Annotated in this window: 12 protein-coding genes; 9 read left to right on the top strand and 3 right to left on the bottom strand. The window is 56.1% G+C overall.

Annotated features, from left to right (window positions below; translation table 11 throughout):
- Positions 1 to 19: 19 nt before the first annotated feature.
- Genes Poly41_RS22230 through Poly41_RS22220 form a run of 3 tightly spaced genes read left to right on the top strand, consistent with a single transcriptional unit; the run spans position 20 to position 2,063 of the window.
- Positions 20 to 841 carry a sugar phosphate isomerase/epimerase family protein gene (locus Poly41_RS22230; protein ID WP_146529044.1) on the top strand — a complete coding sequence of 274 codons (822 nt, stop codon included), beginning with the start codon at positions 20 to 22 and terminating at the stop codon, positions 839 to 841.
- Positions 842 to 864: 23 nt separating this feature from the next.
- Positions 865 to 1,110 (top strand): hypothetical protein, encoded by a 246-nt coding sequence (locus tag Poly41_RS22225; RefSeq protein WP_146529042.1) that lies wholly within the window; start codon positions 865 to 867, stop codon positions 1,108 to 1,110.
- Positions 1,111 to 1,163: 53 nt separating this feature from the next.
- Positions 1,164 to 2,063, top strand: a complete 900-nt coding sequence (locus Poly41_RS22220; RefSeq protein WP_231615851.1) for a tetratricopeptide repeat protein — start codon at positions 1,164 to 1,166, stop codon at positions 2,061 to 2,063.
- A gap of 46 nt (positions 2,064 to 2,109) precedes the next feature.
- Here Poly41_RS22220 and Poly41_RS22215 read toward each other — a convergent pair whose 3' ends face one another.
- Both Poly41_RS22215 and fusA read right to left on the bottom strand, forming a co-directional pair.
- Positions 2,110 to 3,900: a hybrid sensor histidine kinase/response regulator gene (locus Poly41_RS22215; protein WP_146529040.1), complete on the bottom strand. Its 1,791-nt coding sequence runs from the start codon at positions 3,898 to 3,900 to the stop codon at positions 2,110 to 2,112.
- 617 nt (positions 3,901 to 4,517) lie between these two features.
- Positions 4,518 to 6,605, bottom strand: a complete 2,088-nt coding sequence (gene fusA / locus Poly41_RS22210; protein ID WP_146529038.1) for an elongation factor G — start codon at positions 6,603 to 6,605, stop codon at positions 4,518 to 4,520.
- Between the two features lie 524 nt (positions 6,606 to 7,129).
- Between fusA and rpsR the strand changes: the two genes are divergently transcribed.
- The 6 genes from rpsR (at position 7,130) to lpdA (ending at position 14,202) form a co-directional block, all read left to right on the top strand.
- Complete coding sequence (gene rpsR / locus Poly41_RS35010; protein ID WP_231615850.1) at positions 7,130 to 7,408, top strand: 30S ribosomal protein S18; 279 nt, start codon at positions 7,130 to 7,132, stop codon at positions 7,406 to 7,408.
- A gap of 216 nt (positions 7,409 to 7,624) precedes the next feature.
- Positions 7,625 to 8,068: an acyl-CoA thioesterase gene (locus tag Poly41_RS22200; RefSeq protein WP_146529036.1), complete on the top strand. Its 444-nt coding sequence runs from the start codon at positions 7,625 to 7,627 to the stop codon at positions 8,066 to 8,068.
- A gap of 135 nt (positions 8,069 to 8,203) precedes the next feature.
- Positions 8,204 to 9,961, top strand: coding sequence for an ABC transporter permease (locus Poly41_RS22195; protein WP_146529034.1), 1,758 nt, complete (start codon positions 8,204 to 8,206; stop codon positions 9,959 to 9,961).
- Between the two features lie 95 nt (positions 9,962 to 10,056).
- Positions 10,057 to 11,865, top strand: coding sequence for an ATP-binding cassette domain-containing protein (locus Poly41_RS22190; RefSeq protein ID WP_146529032.1), 1,809 nt, complete (start codon positions 10,057 to 10,059; stop codon positions 11,863 to 11,865).
- A 190-nt stretch (positions 11,866 to 12,055) separates the two neighbouring features.
- Positions 12,056 to 12,664 carry a 30S ribosomal protein S4 gene (gene rpsD, locus Poly41_RS22185; protein ID WP_146529030.1) on the top strand — a complete coding sequence of 203 codons (609 nt, stop codon included), beginning with the start codon at positions 12,056 to 12,058 and terminating at the stop codon, positions 12,662 to 12,664.
- Between the two features lie 95 nt (positions 12,665 to 12,759).
- Positions 12,760 to 14,202 (top strand): dihydrolipoyl dehydrogenase, encoded by a 1,443-nt coding sequence (gene lpdA / locus Poly41_RS22180; protein WP_146529028.1) that lies wholly within the window; start codon positions 12,760 to 12,762, stop codon positions 14,200 to 14,202.
- A 135-nt stretch (positions 14,203 to 14,337) separates the two neighbouring features.
- Here the strand turns inward: lpdA and Poly41_RS22175 are convergent, their stop codons facing one another.
- A complete protein-coding gene (locus Poly41_RS22175; RefSeq protein WP_146529026.1) occupies positions 14,338 to 16,068 on the bottom strand; it encodes a B12-binding domain-containing radical SAM protein in 1,731 nt (576 codons plus the stop codon).
- Positions 16,069 to 16,148 lie beyond the last annotated feature (80 nt).

The following is a 16,148-nucleotide window of genomic DNA, read 5'->3' as shown; positions in this document are numbered from 1 at the left end:
TTAGCAAAGGAATGGTCTAATGCCACGTCGCTATGCGATCTGCAATGAAACGTTTCAAGACTGGACGCTCGATCGGGCAACTGCGTATGCGAAGGCTGCGGGTTACACCGGTTGGGAAGTCGCTCCCTTCATGCTGGCCAGCGGTCCCCGCCAATTCTCAAAGTCGCAGCGAGACGACTACCGTGACACCGTGGTATCGGCAGGTTTGGAACTCGTCGGGTTACACTGGTTGTTGGCCAAGACCGAAGGCTTCCACTTGACAACGCTCGACGAGAACGTTCGCCGGCGAACGAGTGACTATTTCGCCGAATTGGCTGAATGGTGCAGCGACCTCGGTGGCGACGTGATGGTACTCGGTTCACCCGGGCAACGGAATTTGACCGAAGGCCAATCGATGGACCAGGCAATGCAAAATGCCGCGGAGGTCTTGGCGGCCGTTGTGCCAGTGCTGCATCAGTATGGCGTTCGCATTGCGCTCGAACCGCTCGGCCCCGCCGAAGGCAACTTCTTGAACACCGCCGCCGAGGCACGACGCTTGCAGTCGATGATCGCGAGCCCACTCATTGGGTTGCATTTGGATGTCAAAGCGATGAGCACCGAGCAAGTGCCGATCGACCAAGTGATTCGCGACAACGCAGATTGGATGATTCATTTTCATGCGAACGACCCCAATCTGTTGGGACCAGGGATGGGGGACGTTGAGTTTGGACCGATCTTTGCCGCACTCGATCAGGTCGGTTACGAGGGTTGGGTGAGCGTCGAGGTGTTTGACTATGCACCGGGCGTCGAGCGATTGGTGACCGAAAGCATGCAGAACATGATTGCAGCTCAAACCACATAGCGTGCCCATCTCCCCCAAAAATCGTGGCAGAAGGGAGCCAGATCTATTTCGGTTTGCTGCTTGAACAGGTCCACCGCATTTTGATCCTCCCAGCCCAACGCCCCGGCAACGTCAAGGTTGCCGTTGACGGCCAGATGGGCCACAATGGAAATCCTGCTCCGCCGGGCTGGAAAGCCAGACTTAGGATGCTGCGGCCTTTCATGGTCGTCTTTCACTCCGCGAACGAGTGCATCAACGCTACTTTGGCTGAGCGAAAAGGCGACACTTAGTTTCCGCTCGATAATAGTTTAAAAATACTGCCGTGGATCGAGGACCGGTTCGAATGCCCAACACGAACGATTCATCGGAGGCTGAAACGCCTCGATCGGCCGACGCTGACGCCTCCGTTGATGCCCAACCCGTGGCGCCACAGGATTCGGCCAATCCAATGGAGGGCGGTCGCTGGCGTCCGGTCCGCCCCGAGGAATTGTTGCGAAAGAACCCGCCATCGGTTGACATGGACGGGTCGGCGGAGCCGGTCATTAAGGTTCGCCGTCAACGTCGCCAAGAGCTCGAACATCACGTCCGTTCGTGTCCCACCGATATCGAGGCCTATCGTGAATTGGCTGCGATCTACCGCAAAGATGAACGGCCTCAGGAAGCAGCACGCGTGCTGACCGAAGCGGGTCGACTGTTCCCGGATGACCCGACTTTGCTTTGGGAGCTCGAAGAAGCTCGCTTGGCACGGTCGCTACAACAGTACCGTGAAGTGAGCGACTTGGCGGCGAGGTTGAAGACACCGGAGGTCGATCGCGAATTGAAACGGAGTCGAGATGATTGGGCGTACCGCCGCATCGAGATTTGCAAGGCGCGGTTAGCAAGAGATCCGTCGCACAAGCATTTGCGGTTGGTGCTGGCAGAAGCCCAGATGGACTGCGAGCAGCATGATGAGGCGATCGTGGAACTCGATGAATTGCTGAAGCTTGACGAGTTTTCGTCCCAAGCGTCGTTGTTGAAGGGCCGCTGTCTGTTGCAACTCGGACGTGATGCCGAAGCGATGGTGTCACTCCGCGCGGCTGGACTTCGCCGCGCCGTCGTCGCACCCTTGCCGATCCGAGTGGCTGCCCTGCGTTTGTTGTGCGATACCGCCGAGCGATTAGGCATCGAATTAACGCTTGAGCACTACCGAAACCATTTGGCGACCCTCGAACAAGACCTCGCCAAGCAAGCCAAGCCTTCCTAAGCCACGACCGCGGCGGAAAAACGTCAGCCAATCTTAGCGAGACCGACTACGCCCCCATGATTTCCTCACCATCCGATGTCGATTCCCTCGACGGCGGTGGATTCTTTCGCTTATCATCGCTGTCGTCCAAGATGGTTTTGACAACATCGACGAGTTGGTCCAAGCGGAACGGTTTAAACAGGACACCTTTGGGATGCAATCCGTTTTGTCGCGCCTTCACAATCGAATGGCCTGGGTCGTAACCAAATCCAGTCATCAACACCATTGGCACGTGGTTCATCAATTCGCCCAACCGCAGCATCAATTGGTACCCGCTGTAATCGGGCAACTTGATGTCGCTGATGATGACATCGTAATGGGCCGGATCGTCGCTACCGCGTACCATCAGCAATGCTTCGTCGCCCTTGTGAGCGGTTTCGACAATACAACCGTACCGCTCAAGCAGTTCATGCGCGTCTTCGCGAACTTGTTCGTCAGCATCGACCACCAAGACTCGCTTGTCTCGGAGCGCCGCATGATGCGGCGAATGGGCTCCAACCGGCACTGCCTCAAGCGGAGTCATCCGCTGCCCGATCTGTTGGATCGTCTGCTTGATGTCCCGGGCGTTGCGAAGGACGCGCCGCAAACGATCGGTCACTTCGCTGCTATGGCCGATGTATTGCTCCATCACGTTGACCGCATCGTTCAAAATCTCATCGACCGGAAGTGCGACAGCGCTATGAATCGCGTCGCAGCTTTGCTGGGCCGTATTCGCTTTTTGTGCCACCAACAATTCCAAGGTATTGAGCGCGAAAGCGATATCGCGAGCAAAGATCTCGAGGAACTGCAAATCGCTGTCACCAAATGCATTCACCTCGGGGCTTTCGATGTTGACCGTCCCGAGCACTTGATCATGTAACATCAAGGGAACGGTCAACGAACTACGGGAATTGGCGACACCGGGAATGAACAGTGGATCGTTGACGACATCGTGGCAAACGTAGCTGACCCCGCTGGCGGCCACATAACCCGTGACGCCGTTTCCCTGGGGGTGAGCAAAAAGTTGTCGGTCCGCAGCATCTTGGTCAATGCCGACACTCAACAGCGGCATCAGCGTGCCCGTGGCTTGTTCAAGCAGGCGAATTTCAATGACCTCAAAGTTCAGCAGGTCACTGAGGTAGTGCCGAATGTTCTCTTTAAGCAAGTCGATCCGCTCGTCGACTTCCATCATGAAGATTTCCGAAGGCCGCAGATCAGCCAATTCGCGACCAGCTTGATGGATGGCAGCCAATTTTTGCTGCTGTAAGATTTCGTCGGTGATATCGTTGACGGTGACGACCAATTGGCGGCTATGGTCGGGATGCTGCAACGGAGCGACATGGACCTGGAAGTAGCAGTTCTCGGCCGTTTGCAGCGTGCTGTTGCTTTCATCGCCCGTTGCAAGGGCGGTGTGGAACGGACAGAAATCGGGTCCCATGATCTCAGGGTTCGAAAGAATTTCGTAGAAATTCCGACCCACCGGCGACTCGGTGCGGTTGCCCGCCCACTGCAATAGCCTCCGGTTTGCCCACAGAACCCGAAGGTCCGAATCCAGCAAAGCAACGCCCTCAGGCATATCGCGGAGCATGACCCCGCTTTGCGAAATCCCCCGCAGCTCGCTCAATTCAGGCAGCTTATTGCGGGAAATCCAGACTCCCTCAACTGCCGGGTCCTCCAACTCGTCCACTACCGCAGCCGATCCGTCAACAACGACGATGTCCTCCTCCGAAACATCGGACGGTATGGTCATGGGGTCACCGATGCAGATCAGTTTTCGAGCCATCGCTACGTTCTGTGTTGTCTGTGTCGACCGATTCATCGAGACTCTCCCACCGACAGTTATCCCGTCAGTGCTTAGGGATGGTGTGACACCGATGTCAAATCTAAACGCTTCGTAACTGAGCAGCAGACCCAATCGATTGCGCACCCAACCCGTATGATAAAGAATTCACCCCGTCCTGTCATAGTCATGTCTTAACAGTTTCTGGCGTTCTTTCAATGAAACGTCCTTGGGTGCGTCCAAGGGCCGCGGGACCGACAATACCTAGCAGCTCGCTGCGGCTAGCCGCATTTTTTCCGTCAAGACAACGCGTCCTCCACCAAGACAACGCGGTGTCGGAGCCCGATGTCCGCAATGCCCGATGTCCGCAATTTGACGTCGCGGGCAAGGGCCAAGTTCCATCGATCCGTCGGCCGGATGCCCCACGCGGATGAAGCAAGGAAGCAAAGAAAAGAAGCTCGGAATCCCCAATCCGTCTTGCTTGGGATTCGAAGACGCCCTCAGCACGCCACGAGGGTCGGTAGCTCGCCGGAAGACCCAAGTCCTGCGGCGGCTCGACCTCGCTGAAAATACCACAAGGGAAAACCAGACGCGGCGACGTGTCTTGCACGCTGCCGCTTCGCATCGATAGCCAAGCAAACGAAGGAATCGATTGATTACTTCGCACCAACGAGCTGCTGGCGTTTTTTGTTCTCGATGATTTCTTCTTGAATGTTCGACGGCGTTTGGCGATAAAGAGCCAACTCCATCGTGAACGTCCCTTGGCCTTGCGTCATGCTTCGCAGATCCGTGGCGTAGCCGAAGGTTTCGGCAAGTGGCACTTCCGCTTTGATAACGCTGTTCCCCTCGACAATGTCGTTGCTGGTCATGATCCCACGACGACGAATCACATCACCCACAACGGTTCCCTGGAAGGATTCAGGGCACTCGATTTCGACATTCATGATCGGCTCGAGCAGCTTGGGATCGGCCTTCTTAAAGTACTCACGGAAACAGCCTGTTGCGGCGGTATAAAACGCCTTTTCGGAAGAGTCCACTTCATGGAAGGTTCCGTCCAGCAATTCGATCTTGGTTCCAACCACGGGAAACTCCGCCACAGGGCCTTTGGTAAGGCTGTCGCGGAAACCCTTTTCAACCGCAGGGATATATTGCTTTGGAATACGCCCCCCGGTCACCTTGTCTTCGAACTCAAAACTATCTTCGCTGTCCGAGGCGATCGGGCTGAGTGTCCCCTTGATGTGAGCGTATTGACCGCTACCACCCGTTTGCTTCTTGTGCTTGTAATCGAAATCGACGGACTTCGTCGGGCTTTCACGGTAACTCACCTTCGGCGCCCCGACTTCGATCTCGACGCCATACTCGCGACGAATCCGCTCGACGTAAACATCCAGATGCAACTCGCCCATCCCGCTGATCAAGATCTCGTTGGTTTCTTCGTCGGTTTCCACTCGGAACGTCGGATCTTCCTTACGGAATCGTTGCAGGGCTTTGCCCAATTTGTCGCCATCGCTTCGCGTTTTTGGCGAAACCGCAATCTTGATCACCGGCTCCGGAATGAACATCGACTCGAGGGTACAGAAATCACGAGCCGTCGCGTACGTATCACCACTGGCCGAATCGATTCCCATCACGGCGATGATATCGCCAGCATTGGCGACATCGATTTCCTCGCGTTTGTCGCTGTGCATTCGCACAATCCGACTGAATCGTTCCGACCGTCCGGTTCGTTGATTGACGTAAGTCTCGCCCTTCTTGATCTGGCCTTGGTAAACTCGCATGAAGGTGAGTTGGCCAAACGGATCGTCAACGATTTTGAAGGCCATGCCGACAAAGGGACGAGCGAAGTCCGGACGAAGATCGATTTTGCGTTCCTCATCCGATGGGTCGCGTCCACGAATCTCACGATCCAAGGGGCTGGGTAGATAACGAATGACGGCATCCAAGAGCGGCTGAACGCCCTTGTTCTTGTAGGCCGAACCAACGTAAACCGGCGTCGCTCCGCCCAAAACCGCCTCGCGGGTGACCTTGTAGATCAATTCCTTCGGCACCGCCTCTTCGCTTAGCAGCAACTCCATCATCTCGTCGCTGTACATCGACAACGCTTCGAGCATGTTGACGCGAGCGGCTTCGACTTCGCTCAGGATGTCCTCGGGGACGGGAGCCTCGACGATGATTTCGCCCTCCTCTCCGCCATGCAGATAGGCCTTCATCTCGATCAAGTCGACGACGCCTTTGAAGTAGTCTTCTTTGCCAATCGGGTATTGCATCAAGAAGGCTTCGGCACCCAATTTCTCACGCAATTGCTGAACCACACGAAACGGGTTCGCACCGGTACGGTCCATCTTGTTGATAAACGCGACGCGGGGAATCGCGTAGCGTTTCATCTGCCGGTCGACCGTAATCGACTGACTCTGAACCCCCCCGACGCTACAGAGCACCAACACGGCGCCGTCGAGGACGCGGAGCGATCGCTCCACTTCCACTGTAAAGTCGACGTGCCCAGGGGTATCGATCAAGTTGATGGGGTGGCCTTTCCACTCGACGCTCGTCGCGGCACTGGTGATCGTGATCCCACGCTCTTTCTCCAGCTCCATGTGGTCCATCGTCGCGCCGTCACCACCACCGCGAACCTCTTCAATCTTGTGAATGCGTCCGGTGTAAAACAGTATCCGCTCGCTGAGGGTGGTTTTCCCCGAGTCGATATGGGCACTGATTCCGATGTTTCGCAGTTTCTCCAGCTTCATTTATCTTCTACCTAGGCATTGCACGCGATGGTTTAACTCGATGAGGTTGTCGAAACCTTCGATATCGAATCTAGTTTTTTCTCAGGGACACGGTCTACAAACCATGTCACGTTCAGACAGGACCTGAGAAAAGGGGATCGCGGCCTTCGTGGGTTCACGTGATGACGTTGACTCAGTTCCGCGGGGTTGCAAAGAGTCGGTCCTGCAAACAACTCAGGCGTGCCAACGGGCATGGACGATGCCGATGGTTGCCAAAAATCGCAGGTTACTTCGCAAGGGTCGCAGGAAGTGATTGGAAAATATGGCAAACGTTTGCCGGCAGCGAAAGGGCAAATAGCTCGACAAATCCCCTTGCAGACATCTTTTCTTGCCCCCATACTGCTGTGCTTCCATTCTAGGCGAGTCGGCGTCCGCGTGTAGTGCCGTCGACCGCATTTGCCGTTGTGGGGGTTTTTGACCCGTAAGGCCAAACCCTAAACAGCAGAGCAGACCGTTCGCCCCTTTTTTGAGTACCAGAGCACCGAATGCCACCACGCCCCATGAGCACGCGAAGCCGTGCCCGCAAACGTTCACGAGTCCGTACCCGAACGAAAAGAAAAGATCCGATTTTCGTCGATGGCCAGCGTCCGCGGCCGATGTACGTCGATTACAAGGACATTGAACTGCTGAAAAAGATGGTCAATCGCCAAGGTCGAATCGCAGGACGCCGCAAGAGCGGTTGCACCGCTGCCAGCCAACACGCGGTTTCGGCTGCCGTCAAACGTGCTCGCTTCATGGCTCTGATGCCATACGTCGGCGAATAGCCGAACGAACCCTCCTTTGAATTTCACCCAGGACACGGGGCAGGCTCCACTTTGAGCCTGCCTTTTTTCGTGGCTGCCTTTTTTCGTGGCTGCCTGAGGGCGTTCCTCCTTCTGGTTGCGGCCTCACCGACGTTCGCGGTTCCACCGCAGCCGATCCCGGCTAAGATGCAGCGCCGCGAAGGCTCAATCCCATTTGCCCCCATTCGAACCCTCTGCATGTTCCGCACTCAAAGACGCATTGAATTCCGTGACACCGACGCGGCCGGAATCGTCCACTTTTCGGTTTTCTTTCCGATGATGGAAGTCGCCGAGCACGACCTGATTCGATCGCTCGGTCTTTCGGTCTTGCCGGACCGAGGAGCGGATCCTTCGGAGGAAACCCTCACCTGGCCGCGCGTCGCAGCAACGTGCGATTACCAATCGGTGGCTCGCTTCGAGGACCTGCTTGAAATCGACGTTGCGATCCTCAACCTCGGCCGCAGCAGCGTCCAGTACCGGTTTCAGTTCTGGCAATCTTCGGACCGCCCTGAAGATCGAATCGCCGTCGCCCGAGGCACCCTAACCACCGTCTGCTGCGAACTGCACACCGGTGGCGTGCTCAAAAAGACCCCGATTCCTGAGACAGTGCGAAAATTGCTCTCAAAACACCTCGATCGATAAACCTTTTCTGGCAGTCGAGCGTAGCAACAGAACCGCTGTCGGTGAGTGTACGCACTCATCGTGGCTCAATCGTTGCTCAACGGTCTTTTGCATCTCCGCTATTTTACTGGTCTTTCCATCCACGGTCGGCTCGACATGACTTCTTGCCTTGCTCCTTCCTTGTCCAGCATGATGTTCACTTCGCTTCCGGTCGGCCAAATGGCGCCTTGGTTGCCAACATGGTTGACACCGATTTGGGTACTATCGATCGGCTTGATCTTGGGCCTGATACTCTCTGCGGTGGTCTTCGGCGTGCTTGCCGCGTTGTCGCTGATCAAGCCGCTTGGACACCTGGCCGACAATCCTCGCGCCGGCGTCACCGCGTCACTGGTCGTGGGCGGATTGATTGCCGCCGCGCTTTGCACGACGTACATCCCGTTGTCCGGTGAGTATTCCGGGGTGATGTTCCTCCCGCTGATCTGCATCGGATTGGTTCTGGGGTTCGGAATCATCTACGGGATGTGGCATCGGACACGAGTCGAATGGTTCGCCATGCTGAGCGAAGGCGTGATCCCCTATTTATTATCGACCGCCGGGTTGTTCGCGCTGATCGGACTGGCTTCGACACCACTTGTCGAAGACCCTCGCAGCATTTTGGAATCGATCGCCGCCGTCAACATCGTCGGCGACGGCACCAGCAAGATCGAGGTGCCGGTGCCTAGCTCTCCCGACATGCCTGGCAGCGAATCCCCCTTTCACCCCGCAAACATCGATTACCATTTCCGCAACGTTTCGGAATTGACCATTGAAAGCGACCGCACGATCGTGCTCGGTGACGCCGCCGAGCCAGCGGGCTTTAGCCGCAATCCGGTGCGCGTCAACGAAGGCGAACCGTTGACGTATCGCTATCAGGATCGCGACGCTCCACCGGTTCCGAGCGATCCGACGCGTTTGCACATCCAGAATCGCGAAATCGACCCTGCAACGGTCGTCTTTACGTTCAAGAATCAGCCGCTGGTTCCGCAAGCCAGCTCGATCGTTTGGGTCGCCGCAGCGTTCTTCCTGCTCATCACTTCGATGATGGCGTTTCGACAAGCGGCGCCGCGAGTTTGGGCCATTGCACTTTCGACAGCCAAGAATGAAATGGCACAACCGCTGTACCTGTTGCTGCTGGCGCTCGGTTTGTTCGGCGTGCTGCTGTTTGGCATTTACCCATTCAACACGCTCGGTGACGATATCCGTCTGCTGAAGGACAGCGGCGTGACGTTGATCATGGTGCTTGGAATGATCTTGGCGGTTTGGAGTGCAGGGACAAGCGTCAGTGATGAAATCGAGGGCCGCACCGCATTGACGGTGCTCAGCAAACCGGTCAGCCGCCGAGCCTTCATTCTGGGTAAGTACGCCGGGATCATGTTGGCGGTTTTGGTGCTGTTTGTGATCCTGTCGGCTGTCTTGTCCGTGGTGATCAGCTACAAGCCGATCTACGACGCTCGCGAAAACGCTTCCGCAGCGACCACTTGGCAAATTGGTCACGAAGAGATCATGACGACGCTACCGGTGATCGGCTTGTATTTCATGGAAACCATGGTGATCGGGGCGGTCGCCGTGGCTCTGGCGACGCGCTTGCCGCTGTTGGCGAACTTCATCACCTGCTTCATGATCTATGTGATCGGCAACTTGACGAGCCCGTTGGTCGCGTCGGCGCGTGACAACAACGAATTGGTGGGGTTTGTGGGGAAATTAATCGCCGTGGTGATCCCCAATTTGAACGTTTTTAACGTCCAATCGGCCGTAGATGCCGGAAATCCGATTCCACCGATCTACTTGGCCGGCGCTTTCAACTATCTTTTATGTTTCGCCTTCGCGATATGGATGCTTGCCATGCTGCTGTTCGAAGACCGCGATTTGGCATAGGAAACGGTTAGCGATTGGCCAGCACGCAATGGAAAGCGGATAGCTGAAACCTGTTTGCCGCCTCTGCCCCCTGATTTGCCAACGAGATTTGACCGATGAGCCGACTTGCCGCACCCCGAAGCGAACCTGAAGCGAGTGGCGTGTGGACAACGTACCTGTGGGCAGCGTTGGCTGGCTTGATCGTTCCGGTCTTGATTCTGCTTGTCGGATTGATCGCAACGTTGCTGAATTTAAGTGGGCTCGATGAAACCCGCGTCCGCTTGGGATCGCACTTGACGCTACTGCTACCCGAGCGTTTTGTGGCTCAGCGACCGCTACTGCAATTGACCGAATTGGTGGCGGTGACGTTTTTGATTGCAACGCTGTTTTCCCTGGCAATTTGGATGCTCCGCCGTAATGCGGATTCTCGTGCCCGCAATATCGTCAAGGCGCTTCACCGTAAGGTGCTTCGCCAAAGTCTGAAGCGAGCGGAAATCGAAGGGGCCGCTGCCCAATATGTTCGAGCCGAACAACTGCTTGGCAGCCATTTGCCATCGATCCAAAAGGGGCTGTCGATGTGGTATCGGGCAATCCCACGCAGCGTCCTGATGCTGATCAGTTCGGTCGTGTTAGCTTTACTCGTAAACGTCTGGTTGGCATTGCTGGCAGTGATCAGCGGCGTCTTGCTTTGGTGGCTGTACCATTGGCTGCGACACGCGGAGGGTAAAGAGGTTTCCGATTGGGAAGTGCCTCGTTCTCGCCGCCGGATGGCAGAGATCGTCGGCCAAGCTCCGCTGCTCGCGCGCCTACAAACCCAAGGCTTGGCGGATCGTGCCTTTGAAACCGAACTCGATTCGCTGTACCGCCGACTCGGGGTTGAAGAAGCTCGTCGTGGCCGATTGTGGCCGCTGCTGTTCCTGGCCACGTCGGTCGCCATCGCCGTCTTGGTTCTTGGCCTTGGTGGAAATCTGCTGGTCGGTGACACCGGGCTAAGTGTTCCGTCCGCGCTCGTGTTAGGGCTGTCGCTTGTCGCTGCGGTGACCAGCGCCGACCGCCTGGCAAAACTGTCAACACAATTGAGACTTAGCGGCGACTCAAGCGATGCGATTTACATGTACCTGCGCCGCAACGACGATGCCCCACCCAGCGAGCAGCGAGTTGGCTTGGCGGGGCTGCGTGATTCGGTCAGCATCGACGATGTGACACTGAAAGACTCGACCGGCAAGCCCATTTTGCAGAACCTCAGCTTGAAGCTGCATCCGAAGAGCTTCGTCGCGATGCTGGGGACCGAATCGGTTTCCACGAGAGCGCTCACCGAGTTGATTATGGGATTTGGCCGGCCGACGAACGGCCAAGTCTCGATCGATGGCATCCCGCTGGTGGATGTGCATCCACAAGCATTGGCGAGGCACGTCATGTGGGTCGAGCCGTCGGGGCCGTTGTGGGATGGCACGATCGAAGAAAATATTCGTGGCGGCGATGCCAGCATCAACAATTCCGACTTGGTCAACGTGCTCGAACGGCTCGATGTTTACGATCGATTGCAACGGTTGCCGGAGGGGCTGAACACCTACATGACGATTGGTGACACGCAATTACCAGCCGAAACGACCTATGCGATTGGAATTGCCCGTGCAATGCTTCACCGCCCCTCGGTACTGATCGCGATGGAACCGGCCCCCCCGGCTGAGCATTTGCCCGAGGACCCTTGTTTAGCATGTTTAAAAAAGTTGTCGGAAAACGGAACCTTGGTCGTGATGTTGCCCAAGCGGCTGCAAACCTTGCGTATGGCTGACCGCGTCGTGCTACTGAACGGATCGAGGATCGCGGGGGAAGGTAAGCACGCAGAGCTGCTGAACAGCAGTGATTTGTACCGGCATATGAATTACCTGCTTTTCAACCCTTACCGCCACAGTCGGGCTTAGCACCTCTTGCCAACACGCGAGATTATCGCGACATTATCGGGCTTCCAAAATTCGATGCGTGAACGGCCGGTCTGCTCTGTAGCCAGACCGGTGGACGTATGTTTGCCTCCTCAGGCAACCGTCCGAAAGCGGATCACGCGACAAGGCTCGTGGCGTTCGATCGTAACGCTGCACTCAAAGGAACTCTCAAATGGCCCGATACACTGGACCGAAGGCACGAATCAATCGTCGACTTGGCACGCTGATTTACGAAACAGCCGGTGCCGCCCGAGCACTCGACCGTCGCAACACCCCGCCGGGGATGCACGTCCGAGGACGCCGCCCAAGTAACTACGGGATGGCGTTGATGGAAAAACAGAAGATCAAGCACTATTACGGTTTGGGGGAGCGCCAATTACGCCGTTACTTTGACGCCGTCGGCCGCAAACAAGGCAACACGGCTGAGTTGCTGCTGTTGATGTGTGAGCGCCGCCTTGATAATGTCGTCCGCCGCGTTGGATTCACCAAGACACGGCCACAAGCCCGCCAGGGCATCACCCACGGCCACTTTCGGGTCAATGGCGTGAAGGTCACCAAGCCAAGCTACTTGCTTCGCCCAGGCGACATCGTCGAAGTCCGCGGCCGCGAGAACTTGAAGAACCTCTATCGTGGTGTGATCTCGAACGCATCGCCCGACGCACTTGACTGGGTGACGTTCGATAGCGAAAACCTGAAAGCCACCGTGCTTGGATTGCCCGGCGCCAGCGACATCAGCTTGCCGGTTGATGCGAATGCGGTCGTCGAATTCTTGTCTCGCTAAACGCTTGAATTTGATGTTTTGTTCACGATTGGCTGCCTTGGCGGCCAATCGTTTTGTTTGGAACGAACAGCCCCTCGATTTACGGTTCTTCCCTGATGCACTCTCCACTTGTTGTTCTCGGTGGCGGCCCAGGCGGGTACGCAGCCGCATTCTTGGCGGCCGATGAAGGTCTTGAAGTCACGATCGTCGAATCGGAAACGCGACTCGGTGGCACTTGCTTGTTGCGAGGATGCATCCCCAGTAAAGCACTGCTGCACGTCGCGAAAATCATCAGCGATGTGGAAGAACTGCGGCAAGATTGGGGAGTCGATTACGGCGAACGACCCAATGTCAGCATCGACAAGGTCCGGGCCCGCAAAGACCAGGTGATTGCAACGTTGACCGGTGGGCTTGGCCAATTGGCGAAACGCCGAAACGTGACGATCATCCAGGCTCGAGGTTCGTTTATCGATTCGACCACCCTACGGCTCGAAGGGGACCATGAATCGATTCCCGAAGGCGGGACGCTGACGTTTGACCAGTGCATTCTCGCGACGGGGAGCGTTCCCGCCATTCCCCCCGCATTCGATATCGGCAGCGATCGGGTGATGGACAGTACGGGCGCCTTGTCGCTGCCCGACATCCCTGAAAAACTGCTGATCGTCGGCGGTGGGTACATTGGTTTGGAAATGCTGAATGTGTACGCCAGCTTCGGCACCAAGGTCACGGTGGTGGAGATGGCGGATCGGTTGTTGCCCGGCGCCGATGCGGACCTTGTCAAACCACTTGCGAAACGGATTGACAAACTCTGTGAAGGACGCGTGCTGGTCGGCACAAAAGTCGGTTCGTTGACGGAGGTCGATGATCGCATCGAAGTCACATTCGAAGGTCCCAAGCACTTCGGGCACGAGCAGTTTGACCGCGTGCTGGTCAGCATCGGACGTCGTCCGGTCACGCGAGGGCTTGGACTGGAAAACACCAAATGCATCATTAACGAGCGGGGGTTTGTCGTCACCGATACACAGCAGCGAACGGCCGACCCGCACATCTTTGCGATCGGCGATGTCGCCGGTGACCCCATGTTGGCCCACAAAGCGACCCACGAAGGCCGCGTGGCGGCCGAAGTGATCGCAGGGAAAGCCTCTGCGTTTGATAAGGTCGCGATCCCGGCAGTCGTCTTCACCGATCCTGAAATTGCATGGGCGGGGTTGACTGAAACCGATGCCAAGAAGGCTGGGGTCGAATACCAAGTGGAAGCATACCCGTGGGCCGCCAGCGGTCGGGCGCAAGCGCTTGGAATCACGGACGGCTTGACCAAATGGCTGGTTGACCCCGAAACGCATCGTGTGATCGGATGCGGAATCGTCGGTACCGGTGCTGGCGAATTGATCGCCGAGGCGGTTTTAGCGATCGAAATGGGCTGTGAGATGCATGACATCACCGATAGCATCCATCCACACCCGACGCTTAGCGAGACGCTAATGAACGCTGGCGAGGTCTATTTTGGCACCGCCACCGAGATCTTCAAACCGCGAAAAAAACCATCGCCGTCGGCCTAGTGGACCGTCATCATTTAATTTTAGGGTAGTGGATTTCGCCAGAAATCCGTAACTCGAGTGTTCTTAGGGACTTCTGGCGAAGTCCACTACGTCCCAACTCGCAGTTATAACCTTGACGGTCCACAAGCAACTACTCTAAGACGCCGCTGCCGCCGCTCCTTCGACAAGTAGCGCATCGTCCGGGCCAGCCTTCGAATTCTTTTCGTAAAACACGGGTGGCTCGTACGTCCATCCGTCTTCCAACCGCTGCTGCTCTTGTCGCAGCTTGCGATACAAATAGCGGCCTGCGATCGGCGCAGCCAATCGTGATTTCAAACCGAACATCTCGTGCATTTCGCCGAGCAGCTTCGAACACTCGGCTGCCAACACCGGGTCATCTTGATAAGCACGCCGAGTCGCCCATAACACCCCTGCATAGCCGATCGGCAAGCTCTTGGATTCATGGGCAAATCTCTCACGAATCCGCTTGTCTGCGTGATCTCGATACCGCTTCCAAGCCCGCAAATTCGTCCGCACAATTCGAATCACACTGGGGCCGTTGACTTCGAAATCACGATGAAACGCCTGCAACAAGAATTCCGTTTCTTGCCCATCCTTGATATGGGGGTGATGAAAGTTGAATCTCAATTGACCGTGAATGTCGGGAATGGAGATCTCGCGACGGTCCAACAGCGTTCCCGCCGCCTCGTGCTCCGCAAACAGCGGCGTTCCAGGAATCGGCGTGTACAACATGAATTGATGGAACTCGCTGTTGTGAAGAACGGCGTGATCAATCGCTTCGCCGATGTTCTCGGGCGTATGCTCTTCGAGCCCAATGATGCTCGAACCGAGCACACGGATGCCATGGGATTGCAACTGACGCACCAATGAAAGGGTGTCGGTGCCCGCCAATTTTGTGTATTGAGAACCTTTGCCTTCGAGCCCCATCCATACCCAGGAAACCCCGAGTGCAACGAGCTGCTCCATCGTGTACTGCTGCAACACATTCGCGCTACTGAACAGGTATAACGACCATGGCTTGTTGTGCTGCTCCATCAACTCGAGCAATCCGAGGGCGCGTTTCTTATCGACCAAGAAGTTCTCGTCCATCACAAAGAACGCGGACGTGTTCAGATTCTTCTCCAGCTGGCACATGATCTGAAACAATTGCTCGCCGGATTCGAAAAACTTAACGTATTTGCCCTTACCACCAAACATCGCGGAAGTGGAGCAGAAATTGCAGCCCATCGGACAACCGGCTGACGGAATCAGCGTCGCCGCGATATCGCCAGGGTGATTTTTCAAGTTGACTCCCATGATCCGACTGCCAATGTTCGCGATCACTTGCGGGTGCTTGAGCGGCTCGGTGGTGTCCTGCGACAGATAATCTCGCATCCAACAAACGCCATCGCCTCGGACGACATGATCGAAATCGCAGAAATCTCTTAGCTCAGGAAAGTTGGCGATGTGGCCGCCGATGATGATTTGAGCGTCGGGCAAATGCTTGCGGATCAACCGACACATTTTGCGGACTTTGATCAAATTGGTTTGGATCGAACTGATACCGACCACGTCATAACGGTTGTTCTTGATCTCTTCAAGGAACCGTTTCTCCGACGGAAAATCCAACAGCGTGCAAGGTGCTTTCAAGTTCACCTGGATCAACATCAAACCCCACGATCGCTGAAACGTGCGCAACGAATAGGCTTGCTGCACTCGTGTGACTTGGTTGTGATACAGTTCCATCGGATTGATCAAGCGGCTGCCCGCACCATCATCGACGGCGTAAGGCCCGAATACACTCGTCAATAGCACACGTGCATCCGATCCGAGCGGGTGCTTTGGCTGAACCGCAGGTTGCGTGGCTTGTTTCGTCATCTCGGACATTTCGCTTTTCCGTTTTCTTTTAGCATCTTGGGGCGCAACGAGCTGATTGTACCCACTTTTGACGCCACTTGGATGGTTGC

Source organism: Novipirellula artificiosorum, from assembly GCF_007860135.1.
Classification (GTDB): Bacteria; Planctomycetota; Planctomycetia; order Pirellulales; family Pirellulaceae; genus Novipirellula_A; species Novipirellula_A artificiosorum.
This window is presented reverse-complemented; position numbering and strand designations above follow the sequence as displayed.

Bases quoted from the DNA above. Each gene is read 5' to 3' on its own strand.
- Poly41_RS22215 (WP_146529040.1), bottom strand. From the start codon at position 3,900: ATGAATCGGTCGACACAGACAACACAGAACGTAGCGATGGCTCGAAAA.
- rpsR (WP_231615850.1), top strand. From the start codon at position 7,130: ATGCCACCACGCCCCATGAGCACGCGAAGCCGTGCCCGCAAACGTTCA.
- Poly41_RS22220 (WP_231615851.1), top strand. From the start codon at position 1,164: ATGCCCAACACGAACGATTCATCGGAGGCTGAAACGCCTCGATCGGCC.
- lpdA (WP_146529028.1), top strand. From the start codon at position 12,760: ATGCACTCTCCACTTGTTGTTCTCGGTGGCGGCCCAGGCGGGTACGCA.
- Poly41_RS22230 (WP_146529044.1), top strand. From the start codon at position 20: ATGCCACGTCGCTATGCGATCTGCAATGAAACGTTTCAAGACTGGACG.
- Poly41_RS22190 (WP_146529032.1), top strand. From the start codon at position 10,057: ATGAGCCGACTTGCCGCACCCCGAAGCGAACCTGAAGCGAGTGGCGTG.
- fusA (WP_146529038.1), bottom strand. From the start codon at position 6,605: ATGAAGCTGGAGAAACTGCGAAACATCGGAATCAGTGCCCATATCGAC.
- rpsD (WP_146529030.1), top strand. From the start codon at position 12,056: ATGGCCCGATACACTGGACCGAAGGCACGAATCAATCGTCGACTTGGC.
- Poly41_RS22175 (WP_146529026.1), bottom strand. From the start codon at position 16,068: ATGTCCGAGATGACGAAACAAGCCACGCAACCTGCGGTTCAGCCAAAG.
- Poly41_RS22195 (WP_146529034.1), top strand. From the start codon at position 8,204: ATGACTTCTTGCCTTGCTCCTTCCTTGTCCAGCATGATGTTCACTTCG.
- Poly41_RS22200 (WP_146529036.1), top strand. From the start codon at position 7,625: ATGTTCCGCACTCAAAGACGCATTGAATTCCGTGACACCGACGCGGCC.